Source organism: Aquipseudomonas guryensis (genome assembly GCF_014164785.1).
Classification (GTDB): Bacteria; Pseudomonadota; Gammaproteobacteria; order Pseudomonadales; family Pseudomonadaceae; genus Aquipseudomonas; species Aquipseudomonas guryensis.
Map to the genome: position 1 here is coordinate 127592 of NZ_JACJFN010000005.1, position 21233 is coordinate 148824.

Sequence of the window (21233 nt, forward strand, 5' to 3'; positions counted from 1 at the left end):
CTTGCCGCCTGGATCGCCAGCAAGCTGGCTCCTACAAGTACACCGGTGCTTTCCTAGGCTGTGCAGCTAAACCACTCATTTACAGAAACAGCGTGCCGCCCGCCACCAGCACGGCCTGGCCGGCGATTTTCACCCGCTCACCGTCCAGGCGACAGTGCAGCTCACCCCCGCGCGCCGAGCACTGGAAAGCGCTGAGTTCGCTCTTGCCCAACCGCTCCGCCCAGTAGGGAATCAGCAGGCAGTGGGTGGAGCCGGTCACCGGATCTTCGTCGATGCCGATAGCCGGCGCGAAGTAGCGCGAGACGAAGTCATGCTGGAGCCCCGCCGCGGTGACGATCACCCCCAGCCCCGGCAGCCTGGCCAGGGCTTGCATGTCCGGCTGGCAGGCGCGCACCGCCTGCTCCGACTCCAGCACCGCGAGCAACTCATTGCCCTGCCGCGCTGCCATTACCGGCACGCCCAGGGCCTGCTCCAGCGCGACACTGACCGCCACCTCAGCGGCAGGCAGCGCCGGAAAGTCCAGCACCAGCCGGCCTGCCTCGCGCGCCACGCTGAGGGCCCCGGACTTGCAGATGAAGTCCAGGCGCTCGCCCGGCTCCCCATACAACTCGAACAGCACATGGGCGGTCGCCAGGGTGGCATGGCCACAGAGCGGTACTTCGGTGGTCGGGGTGAACCAGCGAATATGCCAGACGGCCCCTTCGCGCACCACGAAAGCAGTCTCGGCCAGGTTGTGCTCGGCGGCGATCTGCTGCATCAGGCTGTCAGCCAGCCAGGCGTCCAGGCGATAGACCATGGCCGGATTACCGCTGAAGGGGCGACTGGTGAAGGCGTCGATCTGGTGGAATTGCAGGTGCATGGTGCGGTTCCGTGGCGGTCGTTGAATGCTCGGCAGCATGCCGTTTCCGCCAGTCTGGCGCCCGGTACAGTAGCCCACTTTTCCTGCACTACAGCTGCACTGTATCAATGCACTACGAGCAAGCGCAGTGCATGTATAAATCGCAAAAAGTTCTTAAAAATTCATTAAATCTTAATAAATCATGAGCTTATAAATCCTGGCACGCCGCCTGCTATGACCCACCCCGGTCAGCACAACGGCGTGTCTGCCACTCAACCGACAACGACGTCATGGCATCCCCTCCCTTTCTGGAGCAGTGGACGCTGTGGCGTTTTTTTTTGTGTTTTTTGGCTTACAGGAAGACCGCTATGCGCATGATGAAACTGTCCCTGCTGTCGCTGGCCATTGCCGGCACCACCTTCAGTCACGCCGCCTTTGCCGAAGAGGCCTTCAGCAACCTGTTCAGCGAAGGCAAGCCGATCCTCGACGCGCGCTATCGCTATGAGCACGTCGACCAGGACAACGCCCTCAAGCACGCCAATGCCCAGACCCTGCGCACCCGCGTCGGCTTCCAGAGCGGCAAGTGGTACGGCCTGTCGGCGCTGATCGAGGCCGACAACGTCAGCCGCATCGGCGATGCCGCCTACAACGAGACCCGCAACGGCCAGAGCGAATACTCGGTGGTCGCCGACCCGGACGGCAGCGAAGTCAACCAGGCCCTGCTGCGCTACGACCACCAGTACGGCGCTGCCGTACTCGGCCGCCAGCGCATCAACCTGGACAACCAGCGCTATGTCGGCGGCGTGGCCTGGCGCCAGAGCGAGCAGACCTACGACGGCGCCCTGGCCCAGCTCAAGCCCCTCGACGGGCTGACCCTGACCTACGCCTACATCGACAACATCAACACCATCTTCGGCCCCGGCAACGGCCAGTACGACACCGCCGGCAACCCGGCCAACATCGAAGGCCACAGCCACCTGATCAACGCCCAGTACGTGGCCATGCCGGAACTGACCGTCACCGCCTACAGCTACCTGCTCGGCCTCGACAACCTGCTGGGCAATACCCAGTCCAGCCAGACCACCGGCCTGCGCCTGAACGGCGCCATTGCCGGCGTCAGCTACGCTGTGGAATACGCCCAGCAGAAGGATTACGCCGACAACCCGCTGGACCTGGACAGCGACTACTACCTGGCCGAACTGGGTTACACCATCAAAGGCGTGGCCCTGAAAGCCGGCTACGAAGTGCTGGGCGGCGACGAAGGTCCGGACAACCGCGCCTTCCAGACTCCGCTGGCGACCAAGCACGCGTTCCAGGGTTGGGCTGACCAGTTCCTCGTCACCCCGGCCGATGGCGTCAAGGATGCCTATGTCGGCGCCACCGTGCCGCTGCTGGGCGGCAGCCTGCAGGCCTGGTACCACGACTTCCGCGCCGAGGAAGGCAGCAGCCAGTATGGCGAGGAGATCAACCTGTCCTACGCCCACCCGATTCCGGGCGTTAAGGGCCTGGTCGGCCTGGTCAAATACGCCAGCTACGATGCCGACGATTTCGCCGTCGACACCGACAAGGCCTGGCTGCAACTGCAATACACCTACTGATAGTCCGGCCCCGCAACGGGGCCCTGCCCGACTGGCGCGTGGCGGCCTGCCGCTACGCGCCTCTGGAGGTTCATATGTTCAGTCGTCTGCTTACCCCCTTTTTATTACTGCTCGCCCTGCTCTGCCCGCCCGCCTCGGCGGCGATCAGCGACGCCGAAGCGATGAACCTGTCCGGCATGCAGCGCATGCTCAGCCAGCGTATCGCCAAGACCTACCTGATGATCGGCGCCGAAGTGCGCAGCGAAGTGGCGATCCAGCAGCTCGACCAGAGCGTGGCGCGCTTCGAGAGCAACTTCCTCGCCCTCAGCGAATACGCACCCAACGCCGATATCCGCGCCGCCCTGGAGCAGGCCGGCAGCACCTGGCAGGTCTATCGCGAACTGGCCTTATCACGCCCCAGCCGCGAACAGGCCGTGCAACTGCTGCAACTCAGCGACCAGCTCCTGGCGGAGAGTGAGCGGGTGGTGCAGCTGATCGAGCAACACACCGGCAGCCAGAACGCCCGCCTGGTCAACCGCAGTGGCCGCCAGCGCATGCTCAGCCAGCGCATCGCCAAGCTCTACCTGGCCGTCAGCTGGCGCCTGCCAGTCGCAGGGCTGGAAGCGGAACTGCAGAAAGCCACCGAAGAGTTCGAAACCGCACAACAGGAACTGCTCGCCGCCCAGCAGAACACCGCGCAGATCAGCCAGGCCCTGCAAAAAGTCGAGGCGCAGTGGCGTTTCGCCCGCGCCGGATTCCGCCTGTCGGCCGACTCGCACTATGTGCCGACGGTGATCACCACCACCACGGAAACCCTGCTCTGGCAGATGAATGAGCTGACCAGCGCCTATGAGCAGGTCATGCAGCAGGATTCCTGAGAACCTGCCTACGATCTGCTGCGCGTCGGCTAAACGGCGTTGAAAACGACCTCGGAATGCTCATTTACCATTCGTAAACTCCGCTTCCTCGGCCGTTTCCGCCACCGTTTATCTCTAGCTCGCGAAATCGTAAACAGATTCTGAGACCGATCTGTAGGGGCGCCGCACTACGGCCGGCCCACCCCATAGGCATCCAGCAACGCCTGCAAACGACCATCGGCCCGATAGCGTTGCAGGCCCTGCTCGAACAGCTCGACATAGCGCGCACTGCTCGGTAGCGCCGGGGAGAAGGCCAGGTAGATAGGCACATCCGGTTCGCGACAGCCAGCCTCGCGCAGTTCACCCGCCTTGCCTTGCTGGGCTAGCATGGCCTGCACCACCCAGCTGTTTTCCAGCAGCACATCCAGACGCCCCAAGCGCAACTTACCGAGGTTCAGCTCCAGCGCCTTGTCGCCGGCAGCCACCTGAATGCGCGCGCTGTCGTGGCGGTGCTGGTCGATGTAGGCATTCAGCTCATCACCGTAGCTGTAGTCGTTGATCACGCCGACACGCTGCTGGGACAGCGACGGCACACCGTTGAAGCGCCAGGTGGAGTCGGCACGGGTGAAGAAGCAGTTGCGCGACTGCGCCACCGGCGTGGAGGTGAAGAGAAAGTCCGGGGCATCCTCGATGCCTGCACCGATCGCCGCATTCAGCTCGCCACGGCGTACCTCGTGCAGGGTGCGCGCCCAGTTCAGCGCCTGGTATTCCACCGTGATGCCGGACTCGGCGAAGATCTCCCGCGCCAGCTCGACGAAGATGCCGGGCCGTTCAGCGCCCGGCTGGCAGTTGATCGGGCACCAGAGATCGGCGGCGATCACCAACGTCTCCGCCCGCGCCGTGCCGGCACAGCCGGCGAGCAGCAACAGCAACCCACGAACGACAACCAGACAACTACGCGGCAACATGCGGGCATCCCATGAGCGGGGAACAACTGCTCGCAGTTTTACCACCCTCACCCTTCGCTGCGCACCCTTTTCACCGCATCCAGCCAGCCGTGGTACAGCCTGCCGCGATGCTCGTCGGCCATGCGTGGCTCGAAGCGGCGCTGACGATGCCAGTGGCTGGCGACCTCGTCGAGGTCGCGGTATAGCCCGGCCTGCAAACCGGCCAGGTAGGCCACGCCAAGGGCCGTGGTTTCGGTGACTTCCGGGCGTTCCACCGGCACACCGAGGATATCGGCGAGGAACTGCATGACCCAGTTGTTGACCACCATGCCGCCATCCACGCGCAGCGCGCTCGGTTCGGCGGCGCCGTCCTGGCGCATGGCTTCGAGCAGGTCGCGGGTCTGGTAGCACACCGACTGCAGGCCGGCGGTGACGATCTCCTTGATCCCGGTGTCGCGGGTCAGGCCGAAGATCGCCCCGCGCGCCTTCGGGTCCCAGTACGGCGCGCCGAGGCCGGTGAAGGCCGGCACCAGGTACACACCACAGGCATCGCCGGTCTGCTCGGCCATCGCCTCGCTGTCGCGGGCATCGCTGATCAGCTTGATGCCGTCGCGCAGCCACTGCACGGCCGCGCCGGCAACGAAGATACTGCCCTCCACGGCGTAGGTGACCTTGCCACCCAGGCGATAGCCGACTGTGGTCAGCAGGCGATTCTTCGACACCACCGGCGTGCTGCCGGTGTTCTGGATCATGAAGCAGCCGGTGCCGTAGGTGCTCTTGACCATGCCGGGCTGGAAGCAGGCCTGGCCGATCAGCGCGGCCTGCTGGTCGCCGGCCATGCCCAGCACCGGGATCGGTGCGCCGAGCAGTTCGGCCTCGCAGGTGCCGAAATCGGCGGCGCAATCGAGCACCTCCGGCAGCAGGCTGCGCGGGATGTCGAAGAGCTGCAGCAGCTCCTCGTCCCACTGCTGGCTGTGGATATTGAACAGCAGGGTGCGCGAGGCGTTGCTGGCATCGGTCTTGTGCGACTTGCCGCCGGACAGGCGCCACAGCAGGAAGCAGTCCACCGTGCCGAAGCGCAGCTCGCCACGCTCGGCGCGCTCACGGGCGCCCGGCACGTTATCGAGAATCCAGCGCAGCTTGGTCGCGGAGAAATAGGGGTCGATCAACAGACCGGTCTTGGCCGCCACCTGCGCCTCATGGCCGGCAGCCTTGAGCCCCGCGCAGTAGTCGGCGGTACGCCGGTCCTGCCAGACGATGGCCGGGTGGATCGGCACGCCGCTGAGCGCATCCCAGACGATGGTGGTCTCGCGCTGGTTGGTGATGCCGATGGCGCGGATTTCCTCGGCTTTCAGGCCCTTCTGCGCCAGCGCCTCGCGGCACACCTTGAGGGTGGTCAGCCAGATTTCTTCGGCATCGTGCTCAACCCAGCCGTCCTTGGGGAAATACTGCTTGAACTCCTGCTGGGCACGCGCCAGCGGCAGGCCCTGGGCACTGAAAACGATGGCGCGGGAGCTGGTAGTGCCCTGGTCGATGGCCAGCAGGTAGTGGGACATGGGTGGTTTCCTTGTTGTTATGCGTTGTTTGTCTCCTCTCTCCCACTTGTGGGAGAGGGGCCGGGGGAGAGGGAGGTTTACTCCCTGCCGATGGCGGCAAACTGCCCCTGGGTATGCAGGGCCAGCAGCTCGGCGCCCAGTTCCACCTCCAGGCCACGGCGACCGGCGCTGACATAGATGGTGGAGTGCTGCCTGGCCGATTCGTCGATAAAGGTACGCAGGCGCTTCTTCTGCCCCAGCGGGCTGATGCCGCCGAGCAGGTAACCTGTAGCCCGCTGCGCCGCCTGCGGGTCGGCCATGTCGGCCTTCTTCACCCCGGCGGCGTGGGCCAGGGCCTTGAGGTCAAGGCTGCCGGCCACCGGCACCACCGCCACCAGCAGTTCGCCCTTCTCGCTGGCGGCCAGCAGGGTCTTGAACACCCGGGCCGGATCGAGACCGAGCTTTTCCGCCGCCTCCAGGCCATATGACGGCGCCTTGGGGTCGTGGCTGTAGCTGTGTACTTGGTGCTCGGCCTTGGCCTTTTTCAGCAGATCGATGGCTGGAGTCATGTTCGAATGTGAAAATAGAATGACAGTTTGCGCGTACCATAGCCGAAAAAACTGTCGACTGGCAGCTCCCCGTTATACTGCGCCGTCGCCCAGAAAGGATCGCCCATGAGCCTCCCTCCCCGCCAGCAAAGCATATTGGATCGCGCCCGCGAGCGTGGCTACGTGAGTATCGACGAACTGGCCCAGGCCTTCGCCGTCACGCCGCAGACCATTCGCCGCGATATCAACCAGTTGGCCGAACAGGGCCTGCTGCGGCGCACCCACGGCGGCGCGGCGAGCGAGGCCTCGAGCATCCAGAATACCGCGTACGCCATGCGCGCCGGGCAGATGCGCGACGAGAAACAGCGCATCGCCGAAGCCATCGCCGCACAGATTCCTGACCATGCCTCGCTATTCATCAACATCGGCACCACCACCGAAGCCATCGCCCGCGCCCTGCTCGGCCACAAGCACCTCAAGGTGATCACCAACAACCTGCACGTCGCCGCCCAGCTCAGCAGCAAGGCCGACTTCGAAGTGCTGGTGGCTGGCGGCACGGTGCGCGCCGACGGCGGCGTGGTCGGCCAGGCCGCGGTAGATTTCATCCAGCAGTTCAAGGTCGACTTCGCCCTGGTCGGCATCAGCGGCATCGACGAGGACGGCAGCCTGCTCGACTTCGACTACCAGGAAGTGCGCGTGTCCCAGGCGATCATCGACAATGCCCGCCAGGTACTGCTGGCCGCCGACTCCAGCAAGTTCGGGCGCAACGCCGTGGTGCGCCTGGGTTCGCTGAACCTGGTAGACCAGGTGTTCACCGACGCCCCGCCCCCCGCCAGCATCGCCCGTCTGCTGAGCGAGCAGAAGATCCAGCTGCATATCGTCTGAGAACCTGTTTACGATCTCCTGGCCGTCAGCCATACGGCGTTAAAAACAGCCTCGGAATGCTCATTTACAGCTCGTAAACTCCGCTTCCTCGGCTGTTTTTGCCTTGTCTGGCTCTAGTCCAAAAGACCGTAAACAGGTTCTGAGCAAACCGTAGCCCGGATGCAATCCGGGAAAGCCTGGCGCCCCCCCGGATTGCATCCGGGCTACGCACCGCCAAGCCACCTGCACACCTATCTATCGGACATTTGGCGCCACGCCAGGCTGGCGTCAACAGCATTCTTCGACTAGCATATTTTCGGAAACGAACATTCAATTGTTCACTTTAAAACTTTCCGGTGCTTTCGCCATGCCCAACAGCCAGACTCATCCCCTCGCCGAAATCTACGACCTGGCCGTGGTCGGCGGCGGCATCAATGGCACCGGCATCGCCGCCGACGCAGCCGGACGCGGCCTCTCGGTATTCCTTTGCGAACGCGACGACCTGGCCAGCCACACCTCTTCGGCCAGCAGCAAACTGATCCACGGCGGTCTGCGCTACCTCGAACATTACGAATTCCGCTTGGTGCGCGAGGCCCTGGCCGAGCGCGAAGTGCTGCTGGCCAAGGCGCCGCACATCGTCAAGCCGATGCGCTTCATCCTCCCGCACCGCCCGCACCTGCGCCCGGCCTGGATGATCCGTGCCGGCCTGTTCCTCTACGACCACCTGGGCAAGCGCGAAAAACTGCCGGGCTCCAACGGCGTGCGCTTCGGCGCCGGCAGCCCACTCCAGACAGAGATGGCGCGCGGCTTCGAATACTCCGATTGCTGGGTCGATGACGCCCGCCTGGTGGTGCTCAACGCCATGGCCGCGCGCGAACACCACGCGCACATCCACACCCGCACCCGCTGCGTCAGCGCGCGGCGCAGCAAGGGCCTGTGGCACCTGCACCTGGAGCGCAACGACGGCAGCCTGTTCTCCATCCGCGCCCGCGTGCTGGTGAATGCCGCCGGGCCCTGGGTAGCACGCTTCATCAAGGACGATCTCAAGCAGCCTTCGCCCTACGGCATCCGCCTGATCCAGGGCAGTCACATCGTCGTGCCACGCATGCACGATGGCGAGCAGGCCTACATCCTGCAGAACGAGGATCAGCGCATCGTCTTCGTGATCCCCTGGCTGGAGCGTTTCAGCCTGATCGGCACCACCGACCGCGAGTACCAAGGCGACCCGGCCAGGGTGAAGATCAGCGAGGAAGAAACCGATTACCTACTCAAGGTGGTCAACGCCCACTTCAAGCAGCAGCTCTCGCGCAATGACATCCTGCACAGCTTCTCCGGCGTGCGCCCGCTGTGCGACGACGAATCCGACGAGCCTTCGGCAGTGACCCGCGACTACACCCTGTCGCTGTCCGGCGCACCGGGTGAGGCACCGCTGCTGTCGGTGTTCGGCGGCAAGCTGACCACCTACCGTAAGCTGGCCGAAGCCGCCATGAGCCAGCTGGCGCCGTACTTCCCACGCCTGTGCCCGGCCTGGACGGCCAAGGCGCCATTGCCCGGCGGCGAGAACATGGACAGCCGCGAGGCCCTGGTGGAACAGCTGCAAGCCCGCTTCGGCTGGCTCGACCGCGAACTCGCCCAGCGCTGGGCCAGCACCTACGGCAGCCGCAGCTGGCGCATCGTCGATGGCCTCAAGCAGCAGAGTGAACTGGGCGAGCATTTCGGTGCCGGTCTCTATGCCCGCGAAGTCGACTACCTGCGCCGTGAGGAGTGGGCGATGGAAGCCGAGGACATCCTCTGGCGCCGTACCAAGCTCGGGTTGTTCATGACCCCGGGCCAGCAGGCCAAGCTGAAAGGCTATCTGAGCGGCACGCAAACTCCGCAGCCGCTCGGTGCCAAGGCGGTCTGAGAGCGGAGTTCCCCTCTCCCCAACCCCCGGCTTTGGCTTCCTGCGTTGCTCTACCTCCTGCATCCATGCAGTCGTCTCCCGTAAACGGGAGAGGGAGCAAAGCGCAGCGTGCCGCCGCAGCGGTGGATAAGCAGAGCGCGCCTCACGCAACCAGCCAGCCGTTACAGACGCGGCGCCGCTTTCCCTGCACCGCTCAGCTGCGCCAACTGCTGCCCATCCAGACGATGAGCCCGCAAGTGCGGCAGCACCGCTGCCAATAGCGGCTCCTTGAAGGCGCTCTGGAAGCGATGAGCCAAACCGGGGATCAACTTCAGCTGGCTATCCTTTATATGTGCCGCCACATGCACGCCATGCATCACCGGCAGCAGCGGATCGGCCGTGCCATGCACCACCAGGGTCGGCACACGCAGGCGTTTGAGCAGCTCGACCCGGCTCGGTTCGGCAAGGATCGCCAGGATCTGCCGCTGCACACCCTGCGGATTGAACGCGCGATCATAGGAGCGCGCCGCCTCACGGCGCAGGCCCGCCAGATTACTGTCGAGCTGCGGACTGCCAAGGGCGGCGAGCAAGGTCGCCTGCTGGGTGATGGCCGCTTCCCGGTCCGCCGCCTCGCGCTGAGCCAACAACTCCAGCAGGGCCGCCTGCGGCGCCGGCAGGCCCGGCGCACCGGAACTGGTCATCAGCAGGGTCAGGCTCTCCACCCGCTGCGGCGCCAGGTCGGCCATATGCTGGGCGATCATCCCACCCATGCTTGCACCCAGGATATGGAAGCGCTGGATACCCAGGGCATCCATCAAGCCCAGGCTGTCGCCGGCCATATCACGCAGGCTGTAAGGCGCGCTGACGCCCAGACCAAGACGATAACTCAGCACGCCATAGGCCAGATTGGCGCTCGGCGGCTGGCCCTGCCAGGTGGACAGGCCGACATCGCGATTGTCGAAGCGGATTACCCGGAAGCCCTGGCCACACAGGCGCGCCACCACCTCGTCCGGCCAGTGGATCAGCTGCCCACCCAGCCCCATCAAAAGCAGCAGGGCCGGATCGCTGTCGCGGCCGATGCTCTGATAGGCCAGGCGCACCTCGCCAACGCTGGCCATAGCCACCGGCACCTGAACATCGCAACGGGACGCCGCCACAGACGGCACGCCGCACAACAGCGCGACAAGGAAAAGCAACGCACGCATAGCCAACACCAACACGCAGAACCCCAGTGAAGCGCGAGTGTGCGGACGTTTGTTGCAGCGCGCTGCCACAGAAGCGTGACAGTTTGATGAAGGGCGCCGAACGGTAGCTTCCTCCCCTCTCCTACTTGTGAGAGTGGGGGGCACAAGCGCTGTGTGCCGGCGTTACCTAGGGCAAAAATCGTGAACCATCTTCATGCCCGCTCCGCGCCTTCCTGCTGCCTTGGCCAGACCAGACTGAACTGCGCGCCACCCAAGCCGGCGCTGCGGCCGACATGGGCGCGACCGGTGTGCCAGTAGATGATCCGCCGCACAATGGACAGGCCCAGGCCATGCCCGCCGGAGGCACGGGTGCGGCTGTCGTCCAGGCGCAGGAACGGCGTAAAGATGCGCTCCCAGGCCTCTTCCGGCACACCCGGACCATCGTCCTCGACATCGATCCGGCAACGCCGATGACCGATGCGGTAGGTCAGCCGCACCCGCGACTCGGCGTGGCGCATGGCATTGCTAACCAGATTCTGCAGCGCCCGGTGCAGATAGCGCGGCTCTGCCTCAACGCGGGCCCCGTTGCCATCCGGCGCATCCTGCGACTGGCCCAGCTCGACCCGTACGCTGGCGCGCAATGGCGCCAGCTCGTCGATCACCTGCTCGAGCAGCGCATGCAGGTCGACCTGCTGGTAATGCAGCTCCGGCGACCCCTGCTCCAGACGCGCATAGACCAGCATCTCGTCGACCAGCTTGTCGAGCTCCTGGATGTCGCCGTCCATGCCGTCCATGTACTTGCGTCGAGCCTGGTCGGTCTGCGCGTCGCCGATCATTTCCAGGCCGAAGCGCAGGCGCGCCACCGGCGTGCGCAACTCGTGGGACACCGCACGCACCATCTCGCGCTGGATGCCCAGCAGGCGCTGCAACTGCTCGGCCATGGTGTTGAAGGTCGCTGCCAGGCGCCCCACCGAGTCGGCGCTGCGGGTCGGTACGCGGGCATCCAGGTGGCCACTGGCAATCCGTGCCGCGGCGCTTTCCAGGCCGAGCAGGCGGCGCTCCAGGCGACGCACCAATAAATAGAGAATCAAGCCGGTCAAGCTCAGGCCGAGCACCCCGACCAGCACCAGCAGCTCGGTTGGGTAGGGATTCATCTGGTACAGCGGGCCGACTTCCAGCACCCAGGGTGTACCGACCATGCCGGCGATCACGCGGATCGAATCGCCGCCCTTGCCCAGCGCCAGCACCGTGTCGCCCTCGTCCACCCGGCGCTGCTGGTCATCGTCGAGGTCGACCTTTTCCAGGGTGACCAGGCGCAGGTCGAAACCGAAGTTTTTCTCCGCCTTCAACGCAGCCAGGCGCTTGGGCTGCTCGACGATCGGATAGCGCACCAATTCGTCCATCAGCAGGTAGACGGTGGCCCGCGCCAGCTGCTCGCTGATCTGCTCCACCTCGGCGGTCAGCACCAGTTGCTCCTTCTCGCTGACCAGGCTGTAGACCCGCGCCGCATGCGGCCCGGTCTGTTCCACCAAAACCTGGCCACGCAGCAGCAAACCACGCGCGCGGCCATCCAGCGGTTCGGCCTTGAGCGACTCCAGGGCCAACGGCACGCCAAGCAGGCGACTCCAGGTCACCAGCGCACGGCGCCGGTCGACCGACTCCATGCGCTCGAGGTTGTCGGCCATCAGGCGGAAGGTGCCGCGCGCCAGCTGCTCGCGGTACTGATCGCTGCGCACCTCGTTGGTCAGCTGCAGCACGCCCACGCCGAGCAGTGCCACCAGCACCAGGGCGGCGATGATGCCGCCATAGATGCGCAGGAAGATCGAGTTCATGCGCCGCGCCTCACAGCACTGCCTCAGCGGCCTCGGCGACGAACAGATAGCCCTTGCTACGCACGGTCTTGATCAGCCGCGGGTGCATGGGGTCATCACCGATCTTCGGACGGATACGCGAGATGCGTACATCGATGGAACGATCCTGACCGTCATACTCGATGCCGCGCAGGGCGGTGAAGATTTCCTCGCGCGAGAGGATGCGCCCGGCGTTGGCCGCCAGCAGCCAGAGCAGGTCGAACTCGGCGCTGGTCAGCTCGATGCTCTGCTCGCGCAGCCAGGCCTCGCGCATGGCGCTGTCGATCACCAACTGGCCGAACTGCAAACGCCGCTGGCTCTCCGCCTCGACCTCGGCATGTCCTTCGCGGCGGCGCAACAGCGCACGGATACGCGCCAGCAACACACGCGGGCGCACCGGCTTGCACACATAGTCGTCGGCCCCCATTTCCAGACCGAGCACTTCATCCATGTCATCGGTGCGTGCGGTGAGCATCAGGATCGGCCCATCGTACTGGCCACGCACCTTTCGGCAGATGGACAAGCCATCCTCGCCGGGCAGCATCAGGTCGAGTACCACCAGGTCAGGCTGCTCCTTGAGGATGCGCCCCGCCGCCTTGGCCCCATCGGATTCGATCGCCACCTTCAGGCCGTTGCTCTCCAGGTATTCCCGGGTCAACTCGGCCAGGCGCTGGTCGTCCTCGACGATCAGGATTTGCCAGGCTTCTTGCTCCACACGCCCTCCAATAACTGCTTACGACTGCCAATCAGGCCGGCATTGTAGCAACGCCGCCCCGGCAAAGGCGCAATCGCCAGCACCTATGCCCAGCAGTGTAAGGGCACCGATAGAAGCGCCGACGCGCTTGCACAGAGCGCGCCAGAAGCCACGAGAAAAACCCTACATATTGTGTTTGTGTGATTGACTAAAAAGTCACGTTGAGGAACGGCAAAAAAGCTCAGTCAGGCTCGACGGACGGTATGCAGGGGGCGGCCCCAGCAAGCGCGGGGCCTGGCGAAACTTACCCCAAAGTAACCCACAGATTTATCCACAGGCCGCCAAGTTTTATCGGCTTGCCTTCGTTCGAGTACCGCACTATCTTGTATCCCCAGCGCGACAAACACCTACATGTTGGGTTTTCGCACCAAAAAAGACACAAGCACATTTGCCCCAAAACAGTCCACACCCGGAACTGAAAAAGTGCAGATGACCGCGAAGTTAAACGCTTTAGCTCCATCGATTCAGAGCAGGACCCTGTACCGCCAGCAGAGCGAGGGCGTCCTGATCGGCGCACGCAGCCCCAGGCGGCGTGACACAACATCTAGTGGTGCCAGCCTGAACGCTGGCACAAGACTTGAAGAGCCAGGAAGGCGCTTGGTCGTACCTTCCCAGCCCAGTTATGCAAGTCCCGCGCGTCCGGCCTCACTGCCGTCCGCGCGGCGTTGTTGAAATGGAATGAACGGCGGTACGGCGTAGCAATCCACTGCTAATAAGCGCCTAACTAACAATTAAGAAAAACACGGAGACCTCCATGCACACCGACACTACTCGCGAGAACCCGCAGGCCGTGGCGCCGCAGGCTGCAGATGCCAACTCGGATCTGGCTGCCACCGCTCCCGGCCAGCTGCGCGTGATCAAGCGTAACGGCACCGTCGTGCCGTATACCGATGACAAGATCACCGTCGCCATCACCAAGGCGTTCCTTGCAGTAGAAGGCGGCACCGCTGCCGCCTCGTCGCGTATCCATGAAACCGTCGCGCGCCTGACCGAGCAGGTCACCGCTACCTTCAAGCGCCGCATGCCCTCCGGCGGCACCATCCACATCGAAGAAATCCAGGACCAGGTCGAACTGTCGCTGATGCGCGCCGGCGAGCAGAAAGTCGCCCGCGACTACGTGATCTACCGCGAATCCCAGGCCGCCAAGCGCAAGAGCGCCAGCGCCGCTGACGTCGCCGTACCGCACCCGAGCATCCGCGTGACCAAGGCCGACGGCAGCGTGCAGCCGCTGGACATGGGCCGCCTGCAGACCATCATTACCGAGGCCTGCGAAGGCCTGGCCGAAGTCGATGGCGAGCTGATCCAGAGCGAGACCCTGAAGAACCTGTACGACGGCGTAGCCGAGAAGGACGTGAACACCGCCCTGGTGATGACCGCCCGCACCCTGGTCGAGCGTGAGCCGAACTACTCCTACGTCACCGCCCGCCTGCTGATGGACAACATCCGCGCCGAGGCCCTGGGCTTCCTGGGTATCGCCAGCAGCGCCACCCACCACGAAATGGCTGACCTCTACGCCAAGGCCCTGCCGGCCTACGTGGAAAAAGGCGTGGAATACGAGCTGCTCGACGCCAAGCTGAAAGAATACGACCTGGAGAAACTGGGCCGCGCCATCAACCACGAGCGCGACCAGCAGTTCACCTACCTGGGCCTGCAGACCCTGTTCGACCGCTACTTCATCCACAAGGATGGCGTGCGCTTCGAACTGCCGCAGGTGTTCTTCATGCGCGTGGCCATGGGCCTGGCCATCGAAGAGCCGAAGAACCGTGAAGAGCGCGCCATCGAGTTCTACAACCTGCTGTCGTCCTTTGACTACATGGCGTCCACGCCGACCCTGTTCAACGCCGGCACCCTGCGCCCGCAGCTGTCGTCTTGCTACCTGACCACCGTGCCGGACGACCTGTCGGGCATCTACGGTGCCATCCACGACAACGCCATGCTGTCGAAATTCGCCGGCGGCCTGGGCAACGACTGGACTCCGGTGCGCGCGCTGGGCTCCTACATCAAGGGCACCAACGGCAAATCCCAGGGCGTCGTACCCTTCCTGAAAGTGGTCAACGACACCGCCGTAGCCGTGAACCAGGGCGGCAAGCGCAAAGGCGCCGTCTGCGCCTACCTGGAAACCTGGCACCTGGACATCGAGGAATTCCTCGAGCTGCGCAAGAACACCGGTGACGACCGTCGCCGTACCCACGACATGAACACCGCCAACTGGATTCCGGACCTGTTCATGAAGCGCGTGTTCGACGATGGCCAGTGGACCCTGTTCAGCCCGTCCGAAGTACCGGATCTGCACGACCTGACCGGCAAGGCCTTCGAAGAGCGCTACGAGTACTACGAAGCCCTGACCCAGTACGGCAAGATCAAGGTCTTCAAGACCATCGCCGCCAAAGACCTGTGGCGCAAGATGCTGTCCATGCTGTTCGAAACCGGCCACCCGTGGCTGACCTTCAAGGACCCGTGCAACCTGCGCAGCCCGCAGCAGCACGTCGGTGTCGTGCACAGCTCCAACCTGTGCACCGAGATCACCTTGAACACCAACAAGGACGAGATCGCCGTCTGCAACCTGGGCTCGATCAACCTGGTCAACCACATCGTCGACGGCAAGCTGGACACCGAGAAACTCGGCCGCACCGTGAAGACCGCTGTGCGCATGCTCGATAACGTTATCGACATCAACTACTACAGCGTGCCGCAGGCGCGTAACTCCAACCTCAAGCACCGTCCGGTCGGCCTCGGCCTGATGGGCTTCCAGGACGCCCTGTACCTGCAGCACATTGCCTACGGCTCCGACGCGGCCATCGAGTTCGCCGACAAGTCGATGGAAGCCATCAGCTACTACGCCATCCAGGCTTCCTGTGACCTGGCTGACGAGCGCGGCAGCTACAGCACCTTCGAAGGTTCGCTGTGGTCCAAAGGCATCCTGCCGCTGGACTCCCAGCAGATCCTGATCGAAGCCCGTGGCCAGAAGTACATCGACGTCGACCTGAGCGAGTCGCTGGACTGGGCCCCGCTGCGCGCCCGTGTGCAGAAAGGCATCCGCAACTCCAACATCATGGCCATCGCGCCGACCGCGACCATCTCCAACATCATTGGCGTATCGCAGTCGATCGAACCGACCTACCAGAACCTGTACGTGAAATCGAACCTCTCCGGCGAATTCACCGTGATCAACCCCTACCTGGTTCGCGACCTGAAAAACCGCGGCCTGTGGGACAGCGTCATGGTCAACGACCTGAAGTACTACGACGGCTCCGTACAGCAGATCGAGCGCATCCCGCAGGACCTCAAAGACCTGTATGCCACCGCGTTCGAAGTGGAAACCAAGTGGATCGTCGATGCCGCCAGCCGTCGCCAGAAGTGGATCGACCAGGCCCAGTCGCTGAACCTTTACATCGCCAGCGCCTCGGGCAAGAAGCTGGACGTGACCTACCGCATGGCCTGGTTCCGTGGTCTGAAAACCACCTATTACCTCCGTGCCCTGGCCGCGACCAGCACCGAGAAATCCACCATCAACACCGGCAAGCTGAACGCTGTGTCCAGTGGTGCGATCGACGAGGGCAACTTCGCCGCACCGGCAGGCCCAGCCCCGGTTCCAAAGGCATGTGCCATCGACCAACCCGACTGCGAAGCTTGTCAGTAAGCAGGAGCGCACGAATCTGAGCGGCACCCGCGTCGTTTCCTGGCAGGTCGGCCCCCATCACGTACAGCCGTACGCTCAGGGGCTCCAACCTGCCAGGCGCCTAGCGCTCACTCGCTCAGCTTCGCGCTTACTGCGTGTTGTCGGTAGGTAAAAGCCACCCGCAACACGGACTGCTTCCAGTCCCCTCTCCCCTCGGGGAGAGGGCCAGGGAGAGGGGGCCCGGCAACCCCGAGCCGCCCTCCCCCACAAATTACCGCCCCGCGCCAGCCCACCGGCGCGGAGCAACGCCCAGACGGGCGGTACAGCTTTACCCTTGCGCGTATACCGCAACAGAACATAATCAGAATTACTGGATATTCATACAGGCCGAGAAGAATGCGGCCGAGTGACCACGCAGGAGAACATGATGCTCAGCTGGGACGAATTTGATAAGGAAGACGGCGCAGAAGTCGCCGCCAAGCCCGCCGCCGTAGTTGGCGCCGCCATCGACAAGCTCGACGACGAAGCCGCCGGCTCCGTGCAGGAAGCCCGCGCCGTATCGGCCGACGACTCCGACGCCGTCGCCCGCGCCAAGAAAGCCCTCAACGACCTGGACATCCAGGAAGGCCTCGACGAGCTGGAAGGCGCCGATGCCCGCGTCCACGTCGGCGACAAGCAGATGATCAACGCCCGCGCCGACCTCAACCAGCTCGTACCCTTCAAGTACGACTGGGCCTGGCAGAAGTATCTGGATGGTTGCGCCAACCACTGGATGCCGCAGGAAGTGAACATGAATGCCGACATTGCCCTGTGGAAGAGCAAGGACGGCCTCAGCGAAGACGAGCGCCGCATCGTCATGCGCAACCTCGGCTTCTTCTCCACCGCCGACAGCCTGGTGGCCAACAACCTGGTGCTGGCCGTGTACCGCCTGATCACCAACCCCGAGTGCCGCCAGTACATCCTGCGCCAGGCCTTCGAAGAGGCGATCCACACCCACGCCTACCAGTACTGCATCGAATCGCTGGGCATGGATGAAGGCGAGATCTTCAACATGTACCACGAGATCCCAAGCGTGGCGAAGAAGGCCTCCTGGGGCCTGAAATACACCCGCTCGATCTCCGATCCGAAGTTCGAAACCGGCACCCCGGAAACCGACCGCCAGTTCCTGCGTAACCTGATCGCCTACTACTGCGTTCTGGAAGGCATCTTCTTCTATTGCGGCTTCACCCAGATCCTCTCCATGGGCCGCCGCAACAAGATGACCGGCACCGCCGAGCAGTTCCAGTACATCCTGCGCGACGAATCCATGCACCTGAACTTCGGCATCGACGTGATCAACCAGATCAAGATCGAGAACCCGCACCTGTGGGACGCCGCGATGAAGGACGAAGCAACCCAGATGATCCTGCAGGGCACTCAGCTGGAAATCGAATACGCGCGTGACACCATGCCGCGCGGCGTACTGGGCATGAACGCGGCCATGATGGAGGACTACCTCAAATTCATCGCCAACCGTCGTCTGACCCAGATCGGCCTGAAGGAAGAGTACCCGGGCACCAGCAACCCGTTCCCGTGGATGTCGGAGATCATGGACCTGAAGAAAGAGAAGAACTTCTTCGAGACGCGGGTTATTGAGTATCAGACTGGTGGGGCGTTGAGCTGGGACTAAACAGCTCTGGTCACGACCAGTGACAAATATTTAAGCGCTTTACCTGAAATGGAAATTTGGGGCAGCGGCAAAACGAGAAGCCCCGCCTAGTGCGGGGCTTTTTTCTGGGCATTAACTATGTGTATTCTTAAGACAATTCGTTCGCTTATAAGAAAACGGCCCACAATGAATGATCAAATTCTGGAAGAAGCCATTCCAACGCAAGCCCAAACTTCGCTAGCACTGCTACTCTGCGGCCCACTTCCTAACGACCAGAGCGAACTTGACGAAGTACTCAAACATTTATCCACCACAATAGACAATGTGACAGGAGAAATAGAGAGGCTCAAGGGCTTCAACGAGTCACAGATAGCCCTTTATGGTCCATTCCTAGGTAGGAGCATACTTGAACTAGGTTGCACCGCCTTAATAGCCCGACTGGATCCGTTTAGAGTTCTTGTCATACGAGAAAAACAAAGACAGCCAGATTACGAACTTGGAAAAATCAACAAATCATCGATTCGATGGCAAGGCGATGTTCTTGCAGACAAGGTCGGGAATCTCTGGGAAGACAAGTCACTGCAAAATCCAACAAGAGCGCTACTAGGTGATTACTATTCAAGTTTAATTTGGCCATCAAGCTTCCAAAAGCTTATCGATGCGACTGACAACATCACAGGTGACGATTGGATTGCAGAAATTCGTCTAAAAGACTCCGAAAGATTTTGCAACGAAATCCGAAGTCAAATATCAACCCTTTATTCCGAATTATCTAAAGGCATACACCACGAACTTGTTATACCTGTAAGTGCCGCGTTCGATATAGAAACAACAAAAGACATGATACGCAGAAGTATTGTATCAATATCAAATCTTGCACTCGTAAGCACATGCGTACCACACACAGCTAACAGCTTAGAAATAGGCCTAGCCACAGATGCATATAGACAAATCCAGAAAATGGAAATTTTTCAATGAATAACCAACTTGAAAATTCCTCCTTAATACTCGCAGCTGAGGACTGCCCACCCGATCAATTCTCGAGACTTCACTACTTTTCAAAGCAAGAACAAAAAATAATCTCGAAATTAATAGCACATGGCCCAGTTTTACTTAAAGGCGCTCGAGGAAGTGGAAAAAGCGCTTTAATGATTGAGGCGTCCAGGAATATGTACCCTGACGCAGACTCAAGCCAAACATTCGGCATATATTTAAGTTTGCGCCATCTAGCCCTGATCAGGAGTGAAGGAGAGAAATATGAGAAATTCCTTTGCCAGCTCTTATTAGAAGCAGCAAACTCCACAATAAAAAAAGCCGGGCTAGACTTCGAACTAAACGCCCAGCCAAATACGACATCAATCCAGAAAGAGCTATCGAATTTATCGAGCGGAATAGGGAAGAGGATCGTAATACTCTTTGACGACGCCGCTCACATCGGGCGCGAAACCCCACTCCATGAATTTTTCGACATTTTTAGAACAATTTCAAACAGCGTAATATCTTGCAAAGCGGCCATATACCCGGGAGTAACAAGATTCGGCAATCGATTCGATGTGTACAATGATGCAACCGTAATCGACGTATCAAAGAGCGATGACTCCGAGGAATACAACAAGAGCTATGCAGAAATATTCATCAAGCGCTTTCCAAATGAAAACCCCAATTCGTTATTCACGGAAGACCTCGACCTCATAAATACAGCCGGCTTTCTCGGAAGAGCAGTATTAGGAAATATGAGGGGTTATATTTTTGCCTGTAACAAGCTAGCAGACGCCAAAGGCGAAGGTAAAATAGGACTTGGCACACTAACAAAAACACTTATTGATCTCTCAGCCAACTATTACTGGCCACTCATCGAGGAGGTCATTCCAAAACTCGGAATCTACGCACCAATGGCAGAATCTGCGATAGATATTGCCAACGTAATATTTAGTGAGTCCGCCAGCAATAACAACAAAAGAAGCGCGACTATACTCAGAGAAATAGCTCAGAGACTTGCAAAGCCCCTAGAAATCCTAGAATACACAGGGTTCATTTCTATTCGAGACATCTCGAGAGCCATGAAGTCTAGAGGACGGGGGACACGATATATTCTAAACCTCTGCACCCTGCTTGAAAAAACGCACGGCGCAAGAATAACAGGCGATTTATTCTCCGCCTGGCAAAATGACAAAGAAGAGCCAGTCGAATTTCACAAAGGTAGCGAATTATACAAATTAGAGCTACCAGAGTTATCCGAAAGCGGAGAAATGTTAATCCTTTCAGAGAGCATAGAAAAACTTCGGAAAAGTAACATTTACCCTTACGGCCTGACAGACCATAAAATTGATATTCTACTTAAAGCAGGATACAAAACAGTTTCAGACCTAGCTGACGCAAATGATGTCGACTTACTGAAGCTTGATGACATTGGCGAACAAACCTTGAAAAGAATAAAAAGCACTGTCGCCCAAGCAATTTGGATGTAAATCTGAACGTCCCCACGCCCCAGCCTGGGAACGTTCAGATAATTGATCGTTCCCACGCTCCGCGTGGGAATGCAGCCCTCGACGCTCCAGCGTCCACCTGCCAGCAACCACGCGGCGGAAGCCACAGCGCGACGCAGAGCGTCGCAGGCTTGCTCCCACGCAGGAGCGTGGGAGCTATCGGGGATCAAAAAGCAGCACAGCTCCACTGTTGGCATGGCTACAAACGCAGTTACAGGCAAATAGCCATTATCTAATGTGATGCAAATCACACTAAACCACTGACCAAGGTGTCGACGCCGTCACATTCCTTGCTAGGCTTGCGGTGCAACTCACCAAGGAGCTTTCCGATGAAGGAACAACGGAAATTTGTCGCGTTACGTGCCCACATTGACGATCTACTCAAGAACGGAGCCGAGGTAGTCGGACGCTATCCGTTCACCATTCGCGTCAATGGACGCCTGCTGCGGGCTCAGCATGGCATGCTGATCGGCTACTCAGCCGCGGCATAGCCCAAAGCACAGCACGCGAGCAGCTGCACCGCTCGAATTCGAAAGCCCCTGACCGCATAGCGGTCAGGGGCTTTTTTTCATTTCAGCCGGTAGCCCGGATATCCCCGGTGGAAAAAACTTCGCAGCCTTCCACCCCACCTGGCTGCCCGCCAG

Annotated in this window: 16 protein-coding genes; 9 read left to right on the plus strand and 7 right to left on the minus strand. The window is 61.3% G+C overall.

Going from position 1 to position 21233, the window contains the following annotated elements:
* Nucleotides 1-79: 79 nt before the first annotated feature.
* The gene (locus tag H3H45_RS18195) at nt 80-859 is read right to left on the minus strand and encodes a PhzF family phenazine biosynthesis protein (RefSeq protein ID WP_182835118.1); all 780 of its coding nucleotides are present in this window, start codon (nt 857-859) and stop codon (nt 80-82) included.
* A 347-nt stretch (nt 860-1206) separates the two neighbouring features.
* Between H3H45_RS18195 and H3H45_RS18200 the strand changes: the two genes are divergently transcribed.
* Nucleotides 1207-2436, plus strand: coding sequence for a hypothetical protein (locus H3H45_RS18200; RefSeq protein ID WP_182835119.1), 1230 nt, complete (start codon nt 1207-1209; stop codon nt 2434-2436).
* 74 nt (nt 2437-2510) lie between these two features.
* Nucleotides 2511-3293: a type IV pili methyl-accepting chemotaxis transducer N-terminal domain-containing protein gene (locus tag H3H45_RS18205; RefSeq protein ID WP_182835120.1), complete on the plus strand. Its 783-nt coding sequence runs from the start codon at nt 2511-2513 to the stop codon at nt 3291-3293.
* 167 nt (nt 3294-3460) lie between these two features.
* Here H3H45_RS18205 and H3H45_RS18210 read toward each other — a convergent pair whose 3' ends face one another.
* The 3 genes from H3H45_RS18210 to ybaK form a co-directional block, all read right to left on the minus strand.
* A complete protein-coding gene (locus H3H45_RS18210) occupies nt 3461-4240 on the minus strand; it encodes a substrate-binding periplasmic protein (protein ID WP_182835121.1) in 780 nt (259 codons plus the stop codon).
* Nucleotides 4241-4287: 47 nt separating this feature from the next.
* Entirely contained in the window at nt 4288-5775 is a 1488-nt protein-coding gene (gene glpK, locus H3H45_RS18215) for a glycerol kinase GlpK (protein WP_182835122.1), read from the minus strand.
* 77 nt (nt 5776-5852) lie between these two features.
* Entirely contained in the window at nt 5853-6323 is a 471-nt protein-coding gene (ybaK, locus tag H3H45_RS18220; RefSeq protein ID WP_182835123.1) for a Cys-tRNA(Pro) deacylase, read from the minus strand.
* Nucleotides 6324-6428: 105 nt separating this feature from the next.
* Between ybaK and H3H45_RS18225 the strand changes: the two genes are divergently transcribed.
* Both H3H45_RS18225 and glpD read left to right on the plus strand, forming a co-directional pair.
* The gene (locus H3H45_RS18225; protein WP_182835124.1) at nt 6429-7187 is read left to right on the plus strand and encodes a DeoR/GlpR family DNA-binding transcription regulator; all 759 of its coding nucleotides are present in this window, start codon (nt 6429-6431) and stop codon (nt 7185-7187) included.
* Nucleotides 7188-7533: 346 nt separating this feature from the next.
* A complete protein-coding gene (glpD, locus tag H3H45_RS18230; protein ID WP_182835125.1) occupies nt 7534-9069 on the plus strand; it encodes a glycerol-3-phosphate dehydrogenase in 1536 nt (511 codons plus the stop codon).
* 161 nt (nt 9070-9230) lie between these two features.
* On the opposite strand, the gene H3H45_RS18235 is transcribed toward glpD, so the two are convergent.
* The 3 genes from H3H45_RS18235 to H3H45_RS18245 all read right to left on the minus strand — a co-directional run bounded on the left by H3H45_RS18235 (nt 9231) and on the right by H3H45_RS18245 (nt 12797).
* Nucleotides 9231-10253, minus strand: a complete 1023-nt coding sequence (locus H3H45_RS18235; RefSeq protein WP_182835126.1) for an alpha/beta fold hydrolase — start codon at nt 10251-10253, stop codon at nt 9231-9233.
* A 191-nt stretch (nt 10254-10444) separates the two neighbouring features.
* Nucleotides 10445-12064 (minus strand): ATP-binding protein, encoded by a 1620-nt coding sequence (locus H3H45_RS18240; RefSeq protein ID WP_182835127.1) that lies wholly within the window; start codon nt 12062-12064, stop codon nt 10445-10447.
* A gap of 10 nt (nt 12065-12074) precedes the next feature.
* Nucleotides 12075-12797 (minus strand): response regulator, encoded by a 723-nt coding sequence (locus tag H3H45_RS18245; RefSeq protein WP_182835128.1) that lies wholly within the window; start codon nt 12795-12797, stop codon nt 12075-12077.
* A 793-nt stretch (nt 12798-13590) separates the two neighbouring features.
* On the opposite strand from H3H45_RS18245, the gene H3H45_RS18250 reads away from it, so the two are divergent.
* From H3H45_RS18250 to H3H45_RS18270, 5 genes are all read left to right on the plus strand, one after another.
* Nucleotides 13591-16476, plus strand: a complete 2886-nt coding sequence (locus H3H45_RS18250) for a ribonucleoside-diphosphate reductase subunit alpha (protein WP_182835129.1) — start codon at nt 13591-13593, stop codon at nt 16474-16476.
* A gap of 406 nt (nt 16477-16882) precedes the next feature.
* Nucleotides 16883-18124, plus strand: a complete 1242-nt coding sequence (locus H3H45_RS18255) for a ribonucleotide-diphosphate reductase subunit beta (RefSeq protein ID WP_182835130.1) — start codon at nt 16883-16885, stop codon at nt 18122-18124.
* A 165-nt stretch (nt 18125-18289) separates the two neighbouring features.
* The gene (locus tag H3H45_RS18260) at nt 18290-19081 is read left to right on the plus strand and encodes a hypothetical protein (RefSeq protein ID WP_182835131.1); all 792 of its coding nucleotides are present in this window, start codon (nt 18290-18292) and stop codon (nt 19079-19081) included.
* Entirely contained in the window at nt 19078-20571 is a 1494-nt protein-coding gene (locus tag H3H45_RS18265; RefSeq protein WP_182835132.1) for a helix-hairpin-helix domain-containing protein, read from the plus strand. The genes H3H45_RS18260 and H3H45_RS18265 overlap by 4 nt, the downstream gene beginning before the upstream one ends.
* 347 nt (nt 20572-20918) lie before the next feature.
* Nucleotides 20919-21080, plus strand: coding sequence for a hypothetical protein (locus H3H45_RS18270; protein ID WP_182835133.1), 162 nt, complete (start codon nt 20919-20921; stop codon nt 21078-21080).
* Nucleotides 21081-21233 lie beyond the last annotated feature (153 nt).

What these genes read in the sequence shown, in the direction of transcription:
- H3H45_RS18195 (WP_182835118.1), bottom strand. Translation starts at nt 859, where the DNA reads ATGCACCTGCAATTCCACCAGATCGACGCCTTCACCAGTCGCCCCTTC.
- H3H45_RS18200 (WP_182835119.1), top strand. Translation starts at nt 1,207, where the DNA reads ATGCGCATGATGAAACTGTCCCTGCTGTCGCTGGCCATTGCCGGCACC.
- H3H45_RS18205 (WP_182835120.1), top strand. Translation starts at nt 2,511, where the DNA reads ATGTTCAGTCGTCTGCTTACCCCCTTTTTATTACTGCTCGCCCTGCTC.
- H3H45_RS18210 (WP_182835121.1), bottom strand. Translation starts at nt 4,240, where the DNA reads ATGTTGCCGCGTAGTTGTCTGGTTGTCGTTCGTGGGTTGCTGTTGCTG.
- glpK (WP_182835122.1), bottom strand. Translation starts at nt 5,775, where the DNA reads ATGTCCCACTACCTGCTGGCCATCGACCAGGGCACTACCAGCTCCCGC.
- ybaK (WP_182835123.1), bottom strand. Translation starts at nt 6,323, where the DNA reads ATGACTCCAGCCATCGATCTGCTGAAAAAGGCCAAGGCCGAGCACCAA.
- H3H45_RS18225 (WP_182835124.1), top strand. Translation starts at nt 6,429, where the DNA reads ATGAGCCTCCCTCCCCGCCAGCAAAGCATATTGGATCGCGCCCGCGAG.
- glpD (WP_182835125.1), top strand. Translation starts at nt 7,534, where the DNA reads ATGCCCAACAGCCAGACTCATCCCCTCGCCGAAATCTACGACCTGGCC.
- H3H45_RS18235 (WP_182835126.1), bottom strand. Translation starts at nt 10,253, where the DNA reads ATGCGTGCGTTGCTTTTCCTTGTCGCGCTGTTGTGCGGCGTGCCGTCT.
- H3H45_RS18240 (WP_182835127.1), bottom strand. Translation starts at nt 12,064, where the DNA reads ATGAACTCGATCTTCCTGCGCATCTATGGCGGCATCATCGCCGCCCTG.
- H3H45_RS18250 (WP_182835129.1), top strand. Translation starts at nt 13,591, where the DNA reads ATGCACACCGACACTACTCGCGAGAACCCGCAGGCCGTGGCGCCGCAG.
- H3H45_RS18255 (WP_182835130.1), top strand. Translation starts at nt 16,883, where the DNA reads ATGCTCAGCTGGGACGAATTTGATAAGGAAGACGGCGCAGAAGTCGCC.
- H3H45_RS18260 (WP_182835131.1), top strand. Translation starts at nt 18,290, where the DNA reads ATGAATGATCAAATTCTGGAAGAAGCCATTCCAACGCAAGCCCAAACT.
- H3H45_RS18265 (WP_182835132.1), top strand. Translation starts at nt 19,078, where the DNA reads ATGAATAACCAACTTGAAAATTCCTCCTTAATACTCGCAGCTGAGGAC.
- H3H45_RS18270 (WP_182835133.1), top strand. Translation starts at nt 20,919, where the DNA reads ATGAAGGAACAACGGAAATTTGTCGCGTTACGTGCCCACATTGACGAT.